Origin of the sequence: Mycoplasma sp. NEAQ87857 (assembly GCF_009792315.1) — a bacterium.
Lineage (GTDB): Bacteria > Bacillota_I > Bacilli_A > Mycoplasmatales > Metamycoplasmataceae > Mycoplasmopsis.
Genome location: NZ_CP045542.1, coordinates 232,112 through 251,598, shown reverse-complemented (window position 1 = coordinate 251,598; position 19,487 = coordinate 232,112). Strand labels below are relative to the sequence as shown.

The 19,487-nt window shown below is 25.4% G+C and carries 16 protein-coding genes and 8 tRNA genes; 21 read left to right on the top strand and 3 right to left on the bottom strand.

What is annotated here, in order from left to right; genetic code table 4:
* The first annotated feature begins 379 nt into the window (after window positions 1-379).
* The 14 genes from GE118_RS00995 to rpmA all read left to right on the top strand — a co-directional run bounded on the left by GE118_RS00995 (window position 380) and on the right by rpmA (window position 7,077).
* Window positions 380-456, top strand: a tRNA-Pro gene (locus tag GE118_RS00995).
* A gap of 6 nt (window positions 457-462) precedes the next feature.
* Window positions 463-539: transfer RNA gene (locus GE118_RS00990), tRNA-Ala, on the top strand.
* A gap of 4 nt (window positions 540-543) precedes the next feature.
* A tRNA-Met gene (locus tag GE118_RS00985) sits at window positions 544-620 on the top strand.
* 25 nt (window positions 621-645) lie between these two features.
* Window positions 646-721: transfer RNA gene (locus GE118_RS00980), tRNA-Ile, on the top strand.
* 1 nt (window position 722) lies between these two features.
* Window positions 723-815: transfer RNA gene (locus GE118_RS00975), tRNA-Ser, on the top strand.
* 37 nt (window positions 816-852) lie between these two features.
* Window positions 853-928: transfer RNA gene (locus GE118_RS00970), tRNA-Met, on the top strand.
* A 1-nt stretch (window position 929) separates the two neighbouring features.
* A tRNA-Asp gene (locus tag GE118_RS00965) sits at window positions 930-1,006 on the top strand.
* Window positions 1,007-1,010: 4 nt separating this feature from the next.
* Window positions 1,011-1,086, top strand: a tRNA-Phe gene (locus GE118_RS00960).
* A gap of 94 nt (window positions 1,087-1,180) precedes the next feature.
* Window positions 1,181-3,853: an isoleucine--tRNA ligase gene (ileS, locus tag GE118_RS00955; RefSeq protein ID WP_158763599.1), complete on the top strand. Its 2,673-nt coding sequence runs from the start codon at window positions 1,181-1,183 to the stop codon at window positions 3,851-3,853.
* Window position 3,854: 1 nt separating this feature from the next.
* Window positions 3,855-4,460 (top strand): signal peptidase II, encoded by a 606-nt coding sequence (locus tag GE118_RS00950; protein WP_158763598.1) that lies wholly within the window; start codon window positions 3,855-3,857, stop codon window positions 4,458-4,460.
* Between the two features lie 57 nt (window positions 4,461-4,517).
* Window positions 4,518-5,993: a YitT family protein gene (locus GE118_RS00945; RefSeq protein WP_158763597.1), complete on the top strand. Its 1,476-nt coding sequence runs from the start codon at window positions 4,518-4,520 to the stop codon at window positions 5,991-5,993.
* Between the two features lie 62 nt (window positions 5,994-6,055).
* On the top strand, window positions 6,056-6,301 hold the full coding sequence (locus GE118_RS00940) for a hypothetical protein (protein ID WP_233262755.1): 246 nt from the start codon (window positions 6,056-6,058) through the stop codon (window positions 6,299-6,301).
* A 208-nt stretch (window positions 6,302-6,509) separates the two neighbouring features.
* Window positions 6,510-6,809 carry a 50S ribosomal protein L21 gene (gene rplU, locus GE118_RS00935; protein WP_158763596.1) on the top strand — a complete coding sequence of 100 codons (300 nt, stop codon included), beginning with the start codon at window positions 6,510-6,512 and terminating at the stop codon, window positions 6,807-6,809.
* 7 nt (window positions 6,810-6,816) lie between these two features.
* On the top strand, window positions 6,817-7,077 hold the full coding sequence (gene rpmA, locus GE118_RS00930; protein WP_158763595.1) for a 50S ribosomal protein L27: 261 nt from the start codon (window positions 6,817-6,819) through the stop codon (window positions 7,075-7,077).
* Window positions 7,078-7,107: 30 nt separating this feature from the next.
* On the opposite strand, the gene GE118_RS00925 is transcribed toward rpmA, so the two are convergent.
* Window positions 7,108-7,842, bottom strand: a complete 735-nt coding sequence (locus GE118_RS00925) for a DNA-processing protein DprA (RefSeq protein ID WP_158763594.1) — start codon at window positions 7,840-7,842, stop codon at window positions 7,108-7,110.
* 178 nt (window positions 7,843-8,020) lie between these two features.
* On the opposite strand from GE118_RS00925, the gene GE118_RS00920 reads away from it, so the two are divergent.
* From GE118_RS00920 to GE118_RS00895, 6 genes are read left to right on the top strand one after another with little or no spacing between them, the layout of a single operon-like run.
* Window positions 8,021-9,058: a 2-hydroxyacid dehydrogenase gene (locus GE118_RS00920; RefSeq protein WP_158763593.1), complete on the top strand. Its 1,038-nt coding sequence runs from the start codon at window positions 8,021-8,023 to the stop codon at window positions 9,056-9,058.
* Window positions 9,051-10,076, top strand: coding sequence for an aquaporin (locus GE118_RS00915; protein WP_158763592.1), 1,026 nt, complete (start codon window positions 9,051-9,053; stop codon window positions 10,074-10,076). Before GE118_RS00920 ends, GE118_RS00915 begins: the two co-directional genes overlap by 8 nt.
* A gap of 41 nt (window positions 10,077-10,117) precedes the next feature.
* Window positions 10,118-10,867 carry a nuclease-related domain-containing protein gene (locus tag GE118_RS00910; protein WP_158763591.1) on the top strand — a complete coding sequence of 250 codons (750 nt, stop codon included), beginning with the start codon at window positions 10,118-10,120 and terminating at the stop codon, window positions 10,865-10,867.
* Window positions 10,830-12,941, top strand: coding sequence for a Tex-like N-terminal domain-containing protein (locus GE118_RS00905; protein WP_158763590.1), 2,112 nt, complete (start codon window positions 10,830-10,832; stop codon window positions 12,939-12,941). Before GE118_RS00910 ends, GE118_RS00905 begins: the two co-directional genes overlap by 38 nt.
* 42 nt (window positions 12,942-12,983) lie before the next feature.
* Window positions 12,984-13,985, top strand: a complete 1,002-nt coding sequence (locus GE118_RS00900) for an ECF transporter S component (protein ID WP_158763589.1) — start codon at window positions 12,984-12,986, stop codon at window positions 13,983-13,985.
* Between the two features lie 8 nt (window positions 13,986-13,993).
* Window positions 13,994-16,411 carry an MAG1360 family OppF-related protein gene (locus GE118_RS00895; protein ID WP_158763588.1) on the top strand — a complete coding sequence of 806 codons (2,418 nt, stop codon included), beginning with the start codon at window positions 13,994-13,996 and terminating at the stop codon, window positions 16,409-16,411.
* Between the two features lie 28 nt (window positions 16,412-16,439).
* Here GE118_RS00895 and GE118_RS00890 read toward each other — a convergent pair whose 3' ends face one another.
* Window positions 16,440-17,531, bottom strand: coding sequence for a hypothetical protein (locus tag GE118_RS00890; RefSeq protein ID WP_158763587.1), 1,092 nt, complete (start codon window positions 17,529-17,531; stop codon window positions 16,440-16,442).
* Between the two features lie 177 nt (window positions 17,532-17,708).
* On the opposite strand from GE118_RS00890, the gene GE118_RS00885 reads away from it, so the two are divergent.
* Complete coding sequence (locus GE118_RS00885; protein ID WP_158763586.1) at window positions 17,709-18,401, top strand: restriction endonuclease; 693 nt, start codon at window positions 17,709-17,711, stop codon at window positions 18,399-18,401.
* A 5-nt stretch (window positions 18,402-18,406) separates the two neighbouring features.
* Here the strand turns inward: GE118_RS00885 and GE118_RS00880 are convergent, their stop codons facing one another.
* Complete coding sequence (locus tag GE118_RS00880) at window positions 18,407-19,435, bottom strand: N-6 DNA methylase (RefSeq protein WP_158763585.1); 1,029 nt, start codon at window positions 19,433-19,435, stop codon at window positions 18,407-18,409.
* Between the last annotated feature and the right edge of the window lie 52 nt (window positions 19,436-19,487).

The following is a 19,487-nucleotide window of genomic DNA, read 5'->3' as shown; positions in this document are numbered from 1 at the left end:
ATTTAAATTATATTATTTTCGATAAGCAAGAATTTGTAAAACATTAGTATATAGACGTTTTTTATGAAAAAATACTATTTTTTACCATATTTTTAAAAAAATAATAAAAAGTAAAAAGAGGTAAATAAAATAAAATTTCTTCTTAAGTATAAGTTATAGATTTTTAGTGAATGCTCTTTGAATTTTCGTAAAAATCACCATAGTGTTTTATGAGTTTATGGTAAAATATTAAAGCACATGTTAAGGGACTAAAAAATTAAAAAAATAATTTATAGTTTTCGTTATTTGTGTTATAATAATTTCACGACAAACATATTTAAAAATATATTTTTCGTAATTTAATAAATAGTGTATAATAGTATTTGCCTAGAGGCAAAGTGGAGAAGTAGCTCAGCTTGGTAGAGCACTACATTTGGGCTGTAGTGGTCGCAGGTTCAAATCCTGTCTTCTTCACCATTTAATGGGGGGTTAGCTCATTTGGCTAGAGCGCCTGCCTTGCACGCAGGAGGTGGTGGGTTCGAATCCCATACTCTCCACCATTATGGCACTGTAGCTCAGTTGGTTAGAGCATCCGGTTCATACCCGGAAGGTCAAGAGTTCGACTCTCTTCGGTGCTACCAAAAACAAAATTATACTTTGAGCTTCGGACCTATAGCTCAACGGTTAGAGCAACCGGCTCATAACCGGTTGGTTACAGGTTCGAATCCTGTTAGGTCCACCACGGGTGATTACCCAAGTCCGGCTGAAGGGACTAGTCTTGAAAACTAGCAGGGGCTTCACGGCCCGCGGGGGTTCAAATCCCTCATCACCCGCCATCGTAATGAGATCTAAACAAACAATTTATTTTAATATAGCGGAGTGGAGCAGTTGGCAGCTCGTCGGGCTCATAACCCGAAGGTCACAGGTTCAAGTCCTGTCTCCGCAACCATGGTCCAGTGGTAAAGTGGTTTAATACGCCTCCCTGTCACGGAGGAGATCGCGGGTTCGATCCCCGTCTGGACCGCCATTTTGGCCCTGTAGCTCAGTTGGTAGAGCAACAGATTGAAGCTCTGTGTGTCGCTGGTTCGATTCCTGCCGGGGCCACCAAAAATAACTCTATTTTATTCGCTAGAAAAGTTGATAAAATAGAGTTATTTTTTTATATAATTAATTTAATTTTATTAATATGATTGGAGAAATAATGGATTATAAAAAAACATTAAATATGCCTTTTACTAAATTCGATATGAGAGCTAATTTAGTAACTAAAGAACCAATGTTTCGTAAACAATGATTAGATAATCAAATTTATAAAAAAGTATTGGAGAAAAATCAAAATAACACATCATTTATTTTACATGATGGTCCCCCTTACGCTAATGGAGATTTACACGTAGGTCATGCTTTAAATAAAATTCTTAAAGATATAGTTGTTAGATATAAATCACTTCAAGGATACTATTCACCTTTTGTTGCGGGATGAGATACTCATGGATTACCTATTGAGCATAAAATGTTAGTTGAATCAAAAATCAACAAAGATGAATTAACCCCATACATCTTAAGAAAAAAAGCTGCAAAATATGCATTAAAACAAGTTGAAAAACAAAAGAAACAATTTAGTACATTGCAATTACTTAGTGATTTAGAAAATATATACATCACTTTAGATAAGAACTATGAAGCAAAACAATTAAAAGTGTTTAAGAAAATGGTGCTTGATGGTTTAGTGTATAAAGGATTAAAACCTGTTTATTGATCACCTAGTAGTCAAAGTGCTTTAGCTGAAGCTGAAGTTGAATATCAAGATGTCGTTAGTCCATCAATTTATGTAGCATTTAATGTTGTTGATTCAAAAACTCCATTAATCAACAAAGATGATAAATTAATTATATGAACCACAACTCCTTGAACATTAATTGCAAATGCAGGAGTTGCTGTAGGAGAAGAATTAGAATACTTTGTAGTAAAAGCTAATAATCAAAGATACATAGTTGCAAGTGCATTATTTGAAGATTTAAAAACTAAATTAAATTGAGAAAATGAAGAAGTTGTATCAACTTTCTTTGGTAAAGATATCGCTAATTTAGCAACTTATCAAACTCCGATTTTAAAACACAATGCTCCTGTTGTAATAGGTCATCATGTTAGTGCTGATAGTGGAACTGGTTTAGTTCATATAGCTCCTTTATTTGGTGAAGATGACTTTATGATTGGAAAAGCTCATAAATTAGAAATGATAATGCACGTTGATGATAAGGGATATATCTTTGGTACAAATACTGATTTTGATGGTATTTTTTATGATGATGCTAACAAAAAAGTTTCAGAGTTTTTAGGTAATAATATGCTTTGTTTCCAAAGAATTAAACACTCATATCCTCATGATTGAAGAACTCATTTACCTATTATTTATCGTGGTACACCTCAATGATTTGTATCTATTGACAAAATTAGAGACCAAATTCTAAATCAAATTAAAAATAATGTAACAACTTATCCAAATTGAGCTAAAGATCGTTTAATGCAAATGATTGAAAATAGACACGATTGAACTATTTCAAGACAAAGAACTTGAGGAGTCCCATTAATTATTTTCTATGATAAAGATCAAAACCCAGTAATTAAAGAAGCAATCTTTGATTATGTAATTAACCTTGTAGAACAAGAAGGTACAGATATTTGATGAGCTAAAGAAACAGATGAATTATTACCTGAAGCTTATAGAGGTTTAGGCTACACTAGAGAAATGGATATTATGGATGTTTGATTTGATTCAGGAGTTTCTTCGATTGCAACAAATATCGCTGATGGAATTGAATCACCATATGATTTATATTTAGAAGGAGTTGATCAATATCGTGGATGATTTAACTCTTCAATTATAAACTCAGTAGCTTATAAAGGTGTAAGTCCATATAAAAACTTAATTTCTCATGGATTTGTTTTAGATGGTAAAGGTGAAAAAATGTCTAAGTCTAAAGGTAATGTGATTAGTCCTTTAGAAGTAGTTTCATCAAAAGGTGCTGATATTTTAAGATTATGAGCTGCAAATAGTGAATACTCAAACGATGTTCATATTTCAAACCAAATCTTAGATCAAAATGCTGAAATTTATCGTAAATTAAGAAACACCATCAAATTCTTATTAGGTAACTTAAATAATTACAACTATTCTAATGTAGAACGTAATGGAATTCATTTATTTATTCAAGAACAATTAAAAGAATTAAAAGTTAAAGTTATTAAAGCGTATGATGATTACAAATTTATTAATGTAATTAAATTAATTAATAACTATGTTGTTGAATTATCAGCCTTTTATTTATCAGTAACTAAAGATATTTTATATGTTCGTAAAGAAGATAATACCGAAAGACAAATGGTATTAGCTAATTTATATGAAATTTTAGATTTCTTATTAATAGCTTTAGCTCCAATTATTCCAACTACCGCTGAAGAAGCATATGGTTTCTTTAATAAAACCAATAAACAAGAATCTATTATGCTTGAATCATTTGAAAATAAAGATGAGATCAAGGTTAACAAACAAGTATTAGAGCAATACAAAGAATTTTTTGATTTAAGAGATGCGGTAAATGTATTAATTGAACAAGAAATTAAAAACCAAACAATTAAACGTAGTAATGAAGTTGCTATTGAAATTAATACAACTAGTGAATTTATTAAATCATTAGATTTGAAAACATTATTAATGGTTGGAGAAGTTCGTTTTGGTTCATCTAACAAAGTTTGAAAATTTGAATCAGAAAAATGCTTACGTTGTTGAAACCATTTCAAACCAAGTTTAATTCAAGATGATTTATGTCCTGAATGTTTTGAAATTATTCAATCATTACCAAAAGGGGAATAAAATGCAAAACCCTACATTATTAAATAAATTTAAACTCAAATTAATAAATGCTTTTAAATCATTTATTAATAACATCAAAACTAATTGAAAAAAAATATTAGTGCTATATGCAATTTTGCTAACAACTTTTACAATTTTCTTATTAATTGATCAATTAACCAAAGAATTTCTTTTTGATCCAAATAAAGAGTGAAATAAAAATGATCCATCAACTTTTAAAGATTATAAAATTATAGGAATAAGAAGTGTTTGACATGATGGTGTTACATTTATTGAAGATGCTAACATTGGTTTGATTCAAACACTTAGCATTATAATTGTTGTGATATTATTACTAACACCATTATTTTCAGATCTTGATCATTTTAATTTTGCAATTTTATTTGTAATGGTATTTGGTATTATGATGGCTGGTGATTTAGGTAATGCTATTGACCGCTTTAGATTTCAAAAAGGAGTAAAAGATATATTTTATTTACCTTGAAAAGATACAGGAACATTTAATTTTGCTGACACTAGCATTTTCTTTTCAATTGGTTCAATTATTACTTTAACAATTGTTAAAGTAATTTACGAATATGCAATTGATAAAAAGCAAAAAAACTAAACAATAATTAGTTGTTTAGTTTTTTTATTTTCTTTAATTTAATATAAAATTATTGTTATGAAAAATAGTGATAACACTAAAGAGCAAGAATGTAAGAAAATCAAAATTAAAAAGGTTGAAATTTCAACTAAAAATATTTTAGATAAATACAAAAACTTGCAACATTTTAAAAAAAATAATGCAACTTTAGATAGTTTTGGTTATGTGAATAATCTTAATTTTGATAATAAACTAGATAATAAAAATATTGAAGAAACCTCTGAAATTATTAAATATAAAATGGGTCAATATTTATCAAATAATAAAAAAGCTAAATTAACCTTTACTTTATTTTGGAAAAGATATGGTTTAAGATTATTTTTATTATTTATTGCTGCTTTAATATTTAATGGTGGAATTCAAATGTTTTTAAGTCGTGCAGATACAATTCCTTCAGGGATTACAGGTATTCCTACGATTTTACAATATATTTTTCCACATATTAGACCTTATTTTGCTTTGATTTATTTAGCATTAAATGTTCCTTTATTTTTGATTTTCGGTTGAAAAATCAAAAAGAGTTTTTTATGGCTAACAATAGCGTTTATGATAATGCAAATAGGAATTAACTTTATTTTTACTACTAATTCAGTTCAAAACTTTTTTACAAGTAAAATACAGCTAGTACCTATTGAACCTTATGATGTAAGAGAGTATTTATATAAACCACCATTTCAAGATACAAATGCAATTATTATTAATTCTGCTGATAAATTCCAAGAATCATATAATTCAGGAATGATAGGAAGAATTTCAACTGATGAATGAAATAGATTAGTTCCAACTTTACAAGCAGAATTTCACACTAATAAAAGTGGTTATGAGTTACTTAAATTCATTTTAGATACTCCTCCTTCAAAACAACCAATTATTTCTACACCTGAAGCTTTACAATATTGATATCACACAGGTAAAACTTGACCAATTTTAGTTTATGGAATTATTGGAGCCACTTTAGTTGGAAGCGGAATTGCTTTATCTTGAAAAGCAGGAGGTTCTACTGGTGGAACTGATATTATTGCTTATTATTTTTCAACAAAAAGCAAAAAAAGTGTTGGAAATATCTTGTCAATAGTTGCTATAACAAGTGCAATAACCTTTTTAATTATTTATGCGTTTGTTAAGCCTAACTATGGTCATGTTATTATTGGAATGAGAGAGATATCAACCTTTATTTATATCTTATTTTCAACTATAGTAGTTAATCTACTTTATCCTAAATATAAAAAGATTAAGCTAACAATTATTTCAAGTGAACCACATAAAATCATCGCTTACTTTAAACTTATTAATTACTGACATAGTTATAGAATAGTAAGATTTAAATCAGGTTATACAGGAAAATATTCATATCAAATTGAAACTGTAGTTTTATTATTAGAAAGTAATAACTTAATTCATGACTTTAAGTTAATCGATCCTAATATTTGAATCAATATGACTAAAGTTAATAAAATTATAGGAAAATTTAATACACAATTTGTAGAACAATAAGCTTTATTGTTCTTTTTTTGTTCTTATTTATTTAAATTCTATTTAAATATTAGGAGGACATTATGAAAATAGATGAATTAAAGAAACTAGATAACAAACAATTAAACGATTTAACACCAGGTTTTGCAATCACAGGACTTATTACTGCTATAGGAGCAATCGCAACAGCTGTTACACCAATTGTAGGATTAATTAAAACAGCTACTGCACCTACAGGTGAAATAAAAGATAAAAATGCCACATATAAATGAGAAATGCCTACACCTAAAGTTGTAAAACCTACAGTTGATAACTATATTACTTTTTAACCCACAAAACACAACTAAATTTAGTTGTGTTTTCTTAAATAAAAACTTAATTTATCCCATTATTTTATAAGAAATATTGGAATAAATTAAGTTTGTGTAACTTATGAAATAGTATATAATTAACACGTTACTTCATGTAACCGTTCCAAAAAGGTTTTAAAGTGTTATATTACCACCTTAAGGACGAGCCACACTATGGAGGTATTGCATGTTAGCAATTATCGAAACAGGTGGGAAACAACTTTTAGTTAAAGAAGGTGAAACAATCTTCATCGAAAAAATCGAAGGTGAAGAAGGTCAAGAAGTAAAATTTGATAAAGTATTACTTATTGATGAAAAAATTGGGCAACCTTACTTAGAAAATGCTATCGTAACAGGTGTTATTGAAAAACAAGGTAAAGCGAAAAAAATCGTTGTTTACCGTCATAATGCAAAATCAACTCACAAAAGAAAATTAGGTCACCGTCAACCATATACACGTGTAAAAATTACAGGAATTGCAGGTTAATTAGAAAATGGCACACACAAAAGCCGGTGGATCTACCCGTAACGGTCGTGATTCACACAGTAAACGTTTAGGTGCTAAATTAGGTGACGGACAATTTGCAACAGCAGGTTCAATCATTTATCGTCAAAGAGGAACAAAAATTTTGCCTGGGACAAATGTTGGACGTGGTGGAGATGATACATTATTTGCATTAATAACAGGATATGTTAAATACGAAAGCAGAAGAAACAGAAAGTATGTTTCTGTATACCCTGAAAGACAAAAATAAATTATATAAAATAGCCTTAAAGGCTATTTTTTATATACTTATTAAATTATAAAATCCAGATATCACCCTAGCTCCATTAAGTATTAATTTATTAATTGCATGTTCTTCTGGTGTTTTGCATAAATAATAAATTTCTTTATTAAAATCTTGAAAATAAGAGCTTAAAGATAAGATTGATGATTGTTCTTTTATGTTTAAAACTAGTAAAGAATCTGCAATACAACTTATTAATAGATTCATTTCTTTAAAATAATCTTTTTTAGGATGGGTAAATAAAGGATAAACACTTAAAATTAAATTATTGTTAGGGTTAAAATTGTTTATTTTAAATGTATCTAAACCTTCTTTTGCGATGTAAATAATTTTTCCATTATTTTGATTAAAATAATCAATAATTTTAGGTTCAATACTATTTTTAAAATTATTTGTTATTAATACACAATCATTTTTAATGCTATTTAAATCATCAAAATTTAAGGCATTATAATCAACATTATCTCCAGCAATATAAATTATATTTTTGTGATTTAATAAGTCTAAATTTCCCTGATAAAAAATTACAAAAGGTGGATAATTTAGCTCAAAAAGTTTAATAGGATAATTTTTGTCTAAAATAGTTAATCAATTAATTTTAAATTGCTTATAAAGCAAATTTAAAGACTTGATTTTATCTGGATCAATAATATTTATGTTTTTAAGTTTTTCATAAATTAAATAACTATTACCCTTTAATGTATGGGTTAAATATAAAATTATTTCGTTCATTTTTTTGCTCCTAATTTATAAATAATTTTCTATAAAAAGTGAACTAAAAATGAACTAAATTTATTTTGGAATTAATTCCATTGTTTTTATTTATAAAATCACATATAACTTATTTTAAAAATAAAAACTTTATAATATAAAATAATATATTATTAATTACACTAATTAGGAGATTAATATGAAAATAGCTTTTTTTGATGCAAAAGATTATGACATCAAATATTTCGAAGAATATAATCAAGGAAGACACGAGATTACATTTTTCAAAGAAAATTTAAATTTAGATACTGTTAAATTAGCTAAAGGATATGATGCAGTTTGCGGTTTTGTTAATACTTATGGAGATAAAGTAATTTTAGAAGTTTTATCTAAATTAGGTGTTAAATTCTGATTCCAAAGATCAATGGGATACAATAAAATTGACCTTAAAAAAGCAAATGAATTAGGAATTCAAGTATTTAGAATTTTTAACTATTCAGCTGAAAGTATTGGTGAATTTGCTATGGCTGATTTATTATGCTTAAACAGAAACTTATTAGTAGCTCATGATAGAGTTAAAAAATACAACTTTTCATTAAACGGATTAGATGGACGTTGTGTAGGAAACTCAACTATTGGAGTTATTGGTTCAGGTAAAATTGGTCAGACATTTATTAAAATCGCTAAAGCAACAGGAGCAAGAGTTATTGTATTTGACGCTTTTGCACAAGAAAACTTCCCACAATTAGCAGATCAATTAGGAATTGAATTTGTTTCTATTACAGATTTATTAAAACAAAGTGATTTTATTTCAATTCACTGTCCTTTATTACCATCAACAAGATATTTAATTGATGATGCAGCTATTGAAGTAATTAAACCAGGTGCAATCATTATTAATACAGCTAGAGGAGAAATTTTAGATATTAAAGCTGTATTAAAAGGACTAAAAAGTGGAAAATTACGTGGATTAGCTACTGATGTTCTTGAACGTGAAGAAGGTAGATTCTACGAAGATGTTTCAGCTAGAATTGATGATTTAAAAGAATTAGACCCAGAATGAAAAGAATTAATTGAAATGCCAAATGTTTTAATTACTTCTCACCAAGCTTTCTTAACAGATTTAGCTTTAACACAAATTGCTAAAGCAACATTAGACAATGCTGATGCTGCTGAAAAAGGTGATTTTACAAACGCTTTATCTATTATGGAAAATGGAAAGGTAAAAAATGGATAAGACAAAACAGCAAGGAGCTGCTAAAGACTTTTGAACATTTTTTAAGAGTTTCTTTTCTTTTTACAAATTAACTAAAGAAAGAAGAGAAAATGCTCAAAAACCTAAAGATTTAAGAACTTGATTAATTCATGGTGTATCTGAATACATTGGTACTATTTTATTATCATTAGCACTTGCGGGATTAAGTATTTATGTAGGTAAAGAAGTAATTGAAGAATATTTACTTCATCCAATTATTGTTGGATTTTACGCAGGTTTTGTAGCTGTAGGATTAGTTTTATTCATCTTCCTTCGTTGAAGTTGTGATTTAAACCCTTCAGTTAGTTTGTTTAGATACTTAAACGGAACCAACAATGGATATTACACCATTTATAAAATAGTTATTCAATTTCTTGGTGGTATAACTGCTGGATTTATAATCTATGGTATAGGTCATGCTACTAGTGGTGTAGGTATTGAAAACTCACCAATTGATGCTTTAGGTGCTGCTAAAAAAGCTTTTAGCACAACAACTAATCATTCATCATTAACTGCTGGGGTAGCTTGAATTGTTTTTGTTGAATTAGTTATGACAGGAGTATTATTATTCCCTATCTTCTCACCAAATATTAACAACAAATATAGAGATTTATTCATTATGTTCATTATTTCAATGAGTGTTTGAATGGGACTTTTAGGAGGAACTGCTGCCATTAACCCAGCTAGAGGTTTAGCTCAACAAATTCCTGCATTAGTATTCCATAACTCAGGTGGTCATGCATTTAATGCAATTGCATCAGCAAATCCAGACTTAGGATTTGGTATTCCAGGTGATTCATTAACCAAATATGCAAATGAAGAATACTTTAAAGGAGTTGTATTAGGAACTGCTGCAATGTTAATCGCTGACTTACTTGCTCCAGTATTTTACATTTTTGTTCAAGGATTAACTCAAAACTTAGTTAACCCACTTGTTGTAAAAATTATTAATTACAAAAACTATAAGAGTCAAAATATGACTACTTCTAAAAATGATTAAAGACCAATTTGGTCTTTTTTGTTTTTGTAGAGAAAGGAAAAATGATACTATCACTTATAAAATCAGCTAGTAAAGAGTCATCAATTATTTTACCTACTAACGATATAACAATAATTATGTTGGTTGTATATTCTCTTATTTTAGTCATATTAATCGCTCTTGCTATATGACGTTTCTTTTTTAAAATTAAAAATGACAAGAGTGTAGGTTTTTTATTTGAAAAATTTGTTCAAGAGATAATAGAAAAAGAAATTAAAAATAAGAATATCATTTATATACCTGGAGGAGTTTGTTCATTTAAATCAAAAATGTTTGAATTTGATGGACTATTAGTTACTCAATCTATGATTGCAGTATTAGAATATAAAGCTTATGATGGAACTATTTCCGGAGAATCTCAAAATGAATTTTTAACATTAAGCTCAGGTAAACATAAAAAAATAAAAGTCAAAAATCCAATTTTACAAAATGAGAAGCATATTCAACATATTTATGATGTTATAGGTGAAGAAATACCTACAGCATCAATTATTGTGTTTGCTGATACCACAATAATTGATATTAAAAACTCTGAAACACATGTTAGATTAACTAATATTAAAGATATTAGAAATGAAATTAATTTAATAATTAATGAATCTCAAAAATTTTTACCAGTAGTTAATATCCAAAAAATTGAAGATATATTTAGTGTAATTAAAATTAAAAACAAAAAAGAAATGAAAAAATTTAAAAAAATAATAGGAAAAAATAATGATAATAGAAGAAGTAGCAAAATTAATAAATATTAAACCAAAACAAGTACAAACTGTTTTAACAATGCTTGAAAACGGAGATACTGTACCATTTATAGCAAGATATAGAAAAGATGTAACCAATGGATTAGATGAAGAACAAATTTACCAAGTTGAACAAGTTTATAAATATCAATTTGAATTAGATAAACGTAGAAAAAGCATTATTGAGATTTTAAATGAAAGAAAATTATTAACTAAAGAATTAGAACAAAAAATCAATTCAACTACTTCAAAAAATGAATTAGAAGCATTATATGAACCTTTTAAAATTGGAAAAGTAACTAAAGCTTCTATGGCTATTGCTTTAGGTTTAGAACCTTTAGCTAATGAAATTTTAAATAATACTAATTTTAAATTTAATCCTCAAATAGCAGTAAAAAAATATTTATCTAAAGAAATAAAAACAGTAGAATTTGCTATTGAACAAGCTAATTTTATAATTTCACAAATTATTTCTCAAAACAATGATTTAAGAGAACAAATTAAGAAAAATATTTATCAATATGGTAAATTAACAACTAAATTAAAAAATCAAGATTTAGATGATAATAAAAAGTTTGAAAATTATTATGATTTTAATTCAAGTATTAATTGAATTAAAAATCATCAAATTTTAGCGATTAATCGTGCTGTGAAATTAAATATAATTAAGCTTAATTTTGAGTATAAACAAGATTATTTTGTGACTATGGCATTAAAAATATTTGATAAAACTCGTAAAAATAAAAATAATATTTTAGATGCGATTAATGATGCTTTAAAAAGGTTGATTTTACCAAGCGTAGAAAGAGAAATATTTAATGAATTATTTGCTAAAGCAGAAAAATCAGCAATTAATATATTTGCTAATTCAGTAGAAACTTTATTAAAAGCTCCTGCAATGCAAGAATACAATGTTTTAGCTATCGATCCTGCTTTTGTTAATGGATGTAAAATTGCTGCTTTATCAAATAAATCACAATTATTAGCTGTTGATAAAATTTATCCTAATTATCCTAAAAATGATTATATTAATTCAAGTAAAAAAATAATAGAACTAGTTAAGAAGTATCAAATTGGAATTATAGTCATAGGTAATGGAACAGCTTCAAGAGAAACTGAAGCTTTTATTGCAAAAGTAATTAAAGGACATAAATTAAGTGTTAAATATGCTATAGTTTCAGAAATTGGAGCTAGTGTTTATTCTGCTTCTAAAATTGCAATAGAAGAATTTCCGAATTTAGATGTTGAACAAAGAAGTGCAATTAATATCGGTCGAAAATTTATTGATCCATTAAATGAGTTAGTTAAAATAGATCCTAAATCTATAGGTGTAGGACAATATCAGCATGATCTTAATGCAAAAGAGCTTGAAAGTTATTTATCTTTCAAAGTTCAAAAAGTAGTTAATCAAATTGGTGTTGATCTTAATAGTGCTAGTAAATATATTTTGGTGTATATTGCAGGATTAAGTGAAAAAACTGCAAGCAATATTGTTGAATATCGTAATGAAAATGGTAACTTTTTAAATCGTAAACAAGTATTAAAAGTTAAAGGAATAGGACCAAAAGCATATGAGCAAGCTATAGGTTTTTTAAGAATTTTTGATTCAGATAATTATTTAGATAAAACTGCAATTCATCCTGATTCTTATGATTTTGCTAATAAGTTAATTGAGCAATATGAGATTAAAATCAATGATAAAAATCAAGATTATTCAGCTTTAAAACAAGAAATTTTTAAGCAATATCCTGATAGAAAATATGAAATAGAACTTATTATTAGTGCTTTAGAAAATCCTAATAAAATATTTGATAATAATAAAACTGGATTTATTTTAAAAGATACTATTTTAACTATAGATAATTTAAATATTGGTGATATTGTTGATGGAACTGTGCAAAATGTAACAGATTTTGGAATTTTTGTTTATATTGGAATTAAGCAAACCTTATTTATTCATATTAGTAAGTTAAATTTAAATGATAATGATATATATGATTCTTATTATCCAGGACAAATAATAAAAGCAAATATTATTGATATTGATCTTAATAAAAATCAAATCAAGGGTCAAATAAATAATTAATGAATTATTTAAGTTTTTCATTATTAATAATAAAATTTAATTATGAATAAAATAAATAAAATTATCCAAAAAGCGAAATTGAGTGATTTTAGCATTTTTCCTAAATGAAGCATTAGAAAAATGGTTTTTGTTGCAATTTTAATTGCAATTTCAGTAGCTTTCACTACTGTTTCATCACAAATTATCCCTTGGGTTAATATTTCGTCATATAAATTTGCTTTTATTGGATTACCAGTAAAAATTACCGGGTTTATTTTTGGTCCTTTAATTGGATTTTTGGTTGGATTTATAAGTGATTTAATTTCACTTTTATTCGTTCCACCAGTAGGTTATAGTCCAATTTATTCTTTAGCAACTGCAATAAATGGTTTAGTTTCAGGTATTTTTGGAATGTATTTTATGCAGTTTATTAATAATGCTTTTTCTGTCACATTTAGAATTAATAATATTAATTTAAAAATTCATAAATTAGCCTCAAAATTAAGAATCGCTGAAAGCAAAGAAGATACAAAAGCAGAAGTTAAATACGCTCAAAAAATAATTACATTAAATAATAAAAAAACTTTTATTAGTGAAAATGGTTCAGATAGATTATTAGCTAATATTTATTTAATTAATGGTGTTTTATTTATTTCAATTGTTATTAGCTTTATTTTCATTTATGTTGGTTATTTAACTAAAGATGAATGAATTAGCAATGGAATTGTAAAAAATAGATGAGCTTTAGTAGCATTAATGACTGCTGGTATGGGTGCTATGATTATATTTATTGTGGTAGCTAGATTTAAAATGTCATTAAAAAAATACAAAATTTTTGTTCCAATTATTGTTTTTTCATCATTTTTAGAATTAATTAATATTCCTTTATTATCTATTGGAGATTTATATACTTTAGGAAATGGTGATTTATCAAACATATATACTTGAATTTCACAACATATTTTAATTAGTCCAATTAAAATATGATTTAATGTTTTTGTTATTTATTACTCATATTTAGTAGTAGCAAAATTAATCAATAAAAATGCGAATTTATCATATTAAGGATGAGAATGCAAGAATATAAAAATAGAATTTTATCAATTAGCAATCTTTTTATTGAACAAGAATCTGAAGGTAAAAAAGTTTTTATGTCTGTTCCTTCAATTCACTTATACAAGAATGATAAAACAGCATTATTCATTAATGAAAATAATAAATTTTTAAATTTTGATACTTTTTGAGCTAATTTAATGTACAACAAAAACTTGTCATTAGTTTTCTTTGAAAACTCTGATAATGTTAATAAAACTAAAATTATTTTAGATAAGGATACTATTTTTAATAAAATTACCAGTTTAAAATTTAAAGATATTATCCAAAACGAAAATAATGATTTACCTATTTATGAGATTTATCAATTTTGCTTAGATAAACGATTTGATAAGAAAAAAAGAAATGAAGCTAAATTTTTAGTTAATAATTTTGAACCATTATTAAAAAATACTTTTTTTAATTTATTAACTACTCATGGTCAAGTGATTATGGATGTTAATAAAAACTTTATTAAAGGTGTGAAATTATTAATTAATGAAATTAAAAATAATAAAAATAGTGTTAATTATAATTGATTAATGGACCTATTTCAAAGATTAATTGAAATAGTAGAAGTTTATCAAGAAGATTTATTTAAATCATATATTGATTTTTATCTTGATATAGATAAAAATCACTCTAATTTATTAGAAACTTATGAAACTACTACAAGCTATGTTCAAAAGAAATTAATTTTTGACAGTGAATTAAAGCTTAAATATATGAACGCAATTAATTCAAGTTCATTACAAAAAATAGCTAATGATTTAAAAATTAGAGATTACAAAATTGAAATTAAATTTTATAAAGAGCATTTAAATAAAATTAAAACTAAAACCACAGAATTATTAAATTATTTCATTTCTAAAACACAAAAAGAAATTAATATTTTAAAAATTAAAAAAGTAAATATTTACAATCCTAGTCATACTATTGAAATATATAAAGATATTTTTACCAAGAAAAAAGTGCTGCATTTATTAAAGAAAAATTATCATAAATTAATGTATTTAGGTCAAGAAGAATTACTTCATTTAAATAGAGAATTGACCAATAAAATTAAAATATTTATTAATAACAATATTTTCTTTAATAAAAACAAAGCTAAAGAATTAAAACATTTAAAGTGAATTATTAATAGTGAATTTCAATTTAATATATCTGAATTTGTTGGTATTTCGCATAAACAATATCTTAAATATATTAATATTATTAATGGCTTAAAACAAAAAATTAAAGAATTAAAACATAAAAAATTTAAGCAATTACCTAATTATCAATCACAAGTTCTAGCAAGTGAATTTCAACAAAAAATTAAACACGCTAATGCTGAATTAGCTTGAAATAAAAAATCTGAATTAAGATTATTTAATAAAATAGCTAAATCTAAAGAACTGAAATTAAGTAGAATTAATACTAATTTATCAAACACTCAAAAAGAAATTCATAATTTAAAGAAATTTTTAAATAAAATTATTGAAAGATTACCTGAAAAAAATGAAGTATATCAATCTCAAGCGTTTATTATGCTTCAAAGGTATTATGATTTCTTTACAAATACTTTATGAATGAGTGATTTTGTTTATACAGTATCTGATTTTTGTTCAATTAGAACAAAAAAGAAATCTAAGTTTATTCAAGGTTATGTAACTATATTGAATTTTATTGAAGTTTTAAACACTATTTCTTTACCTTTAGGTAGTTATCTAAAACCATACAACGAATTACAATTTGTTGATAAAACTAAGTTAAAATTATTTAAAGATATTTTAAATAAAATAAAAATTATTTTTGTGGTAGATGATAAGCATGAATTAAATAAAGAAGTGCGATTAGCTTTTTTAAAAATATTATTTAAACTAAGTGAAAAGCATCATTTTGATTTAGTTTTTATTACTACTCATTTAGGAATAGTTAAAAAATACTTTAATAAAGTACACTTTTTTGATAATTATTCACAATTAGAAGGTGGAAGAACTCAAGCAGTATTAAAAAGAGCAGTAAATCCTTGGGTTAAAAAATTAATTGATGGTAATAAAATACCTAATGTTGATACTCAAGATACAAGATTATTTATTTATGATGATATTTTTTATATCAATGATAATCATTACATTTATTCATCATTAAAACAATACCAAAAATGAACTAGTTTAAATGTTGAAAAATATGAAGCTCAAAATATTTATTTTGAAGATTTAGTCAATCCTATTACTACCCAAACCACTGAATTAGAAGTATTTACAAGTGTTTTTGAAGGTAAAGAAATTTTATTAACACTAAATTCTACTGAAGATGATAATAACACTAATGAAAGCGATAGTGTGCTTTTAGATGAATTAAAACATCAACCCAATCAAGAAAATATTGATTTTGACAAAGAAGAAATTTATTAAAAAATGATAACTTGAAGTTATCATTTTTTTAATATTTGAATTTCTTTTTAGAAATTAACTTTTCAAATAACAGTTCTAAATAAATAATATTAATAAAAGCTACAACACATAAAGAAATAGTGAATAAAACCACAGCAACAGCAGTAAAGAATTCATTAATTCCTATAAAGTTAGTATTGCTTGAATGGAAAAATAAATCAGCAAATTTTAAAGTACCTATTGCAGAAATACTTGCAGGGAAGGTTAAAGCACTTCAAGACATTTTTAATCTATGTAATCTTAAAGTTTTAGCCAATATAACCATATAAATCATTATTCCTACTGAAGATAAACAAAATAAATAAACAGAAATAATATTATAAAAGATTTGGTTATTAAACACTGTTTTAACTGTGCTAGAAGGATCAAAAGCTACTAAAAAACCTAATGCCATTAAATTTGCTGGAGAAGCAAATATTGCCATTGAAGGAATATCTGCACTATTTGGATGAGGTTTGAAAAAGAATTTATATAAAACTAAAGGAAAAAATCAAATAAAGAATGCAAAAGCTCAAAATCATATTATTTGAAAAAATAATAACGGAAGTATATTCCCTAAGTTTTGAATATGTGTAATACAAATTGATATACCTACCAAAGGTACAAATCAGGTTGTAAAAACTTCTCCTTGTCAATTAGCTGGTTTCATTAAAATATTTTTAATGAAGTAAATTGAATAAATAAATTGTGCAATAACAACTAATATTACTATTAAATTAGGTATATACAATAATTGATGTTTAATTTCATCGCTAGCACATTTATTAATAATTCAACTAATACCGTTGTTAATTGCTAAGGTTGATAAAAAATTAATTCCAAATGAGCCAATAGTATTGGGTTTTTTAAGATTCTCTTTAACACTTTTATAGTAATAAATGTGTTTGATAGCGTTAATAATCATATAAAACAACGCAAGAGCAATACAAAAAATATAGACAAACAAAGTGAATCTAAAAGCCTGAACTTCATTTAAATTAGGAATTTTTTGTATTAATAAATCAGCAGCACCTGCAAGCCCAATTGTTCCTAATGCAACTGAATTTAACGTTAGTGGTACTTCTTTAAATCTTGCTTTCATATAATAATTTTACTAAATTCAACCAATACCTTATCAATTGTGTATTAGATATTAAGAATATATTGTAAATTTTTGTTTAATAATATTACCTATTAACAGTAATAATTAATGTAATAATCTTAAATATTGCTGTTATTACAGCGATATTTAAGCAATTTAAAATAGTATAATTTTTATATGAATAATAAGAAATACACCATTAATGATTATGATTTAGTTATTGAAAAACTAATAAATTATTTAAAAACCAAGAAGTTTCATTTTTCAACAGATGATATTGATGGAAGGGTTAATTCAATCCAAAACGAAAAAGAAATTATCAATTTAATTCTAAGTTCATATAAAGAAATAGAAATATTCCAGAATTGAGAGTTAAAAATATATGAACAACCAAGAGCAAGATATTGATATGACATTATTATTAAAAATAATGACAATTCATTCTATTGTCCAATCAATATAAAGATTTCTAATTTTAATATAGGATCAGCTGATAACATTAGTTCAAAAGAAGGATTATTTTTTGCTCTTACAGGATTAACAAGTGAGAATTGTCCAAATAATTGAAATGAATATTTCAAATTATTATCAGCCAATATTAAAAGCAACAATACAGACTATTATTTCATTATTTTCGATAAATCTGATACTCAAAAAATAGTATTTAATTCTTTAAAGAGATTAAAGACATTAACACCTAACGGCAATAATCTACCATTTCAATGTAAATGATCTGAAAATGACGAAAGAATTGAAAGAACTTTTGAAGAGTCTAAAGAGTTTTTATTAGGTAATTTATACGAATCAATAAAAAGAAGAGCAAATATCTTAAATGAATTTCATGATGTGTTTATTGATTTTAAAAAATAAATTTATTATTTAGAAACTATAGCTGACAATATGCTTTGTGAGAAGTGGAATCTTCCACTTCTTTTTATTCCTAACATTTCTCAATTTATATTGTTTAATTTCTTAACAAGCATTTTAGTTTCATTTAAATCTAAATTAACAAATAAACATAAAACTGATGCATCATAATTTATAAAATTAGCAGGTTCATTTTCTAAAATATAAAAAGGATTTTTATTTCTTGTTTTGCAATTTACAAAAATTTGATAAGTAAAATCTTTAGGAGGTTTAGGTACAGCTCTTATTCAATCTTTAGGTTGGTATTCAATATAATTTAACTGTTTAGTCCTTTCGGTATGAGATACAACAAAAGGAACATCACCTTTTTTCAAAGATGAATTAAAACCACTTGCTCCACCTACTTTTACCATCATTATTCCATCCATTTGTTTAGGTTTATCACCAAACAAAATTTTTCCATTTGAATAAAAATAATTAATTTTATCTATGTGATTTTTAGTCTTTATTATTTTTATAATTGCAGTAGGAACTGATGCATTTTGTCAGACGTTTTCATCAATTAACTCAAAATAAGTTATTGAATATTCTTTATATATTTTTTCGTTTAATTTATAAGAACTTGTTGAAGTAAAAACAGCTGATGGAACTATAAATATAAGTTCTCCATTTTGTTTTAAGTCATTAAGTGCTTTTTCAATAAAAAATAAATAAAGATTTGGTTTATGTATTAAAAAATTAGATTTTGGAAGATTTTGTATATTTTTAAAATCCACATAAGGAGGGTTACCGATTATTACATCTGGTTGATAGTTTGTATCAAAATATGATGCTATTATAGCGTTTTTATGAGCAATTGATGGATCTATTTCAACACCAATAACATTGTTAAATTTCTTAATTAATTCATTGTAAAACATACCTGTTCCAGAACTTGGTTCAAGTATTAAATTAGGAGATTTTACTGTTATTAAATTAATCATTTTATCAACTATGTTTTTAGGTGTTCATACTTGACCTAATTCTTTAACTTTCATTACAATAACCTCCTATATGCTTATTAATGATATTAATATTATAAACTTAAAA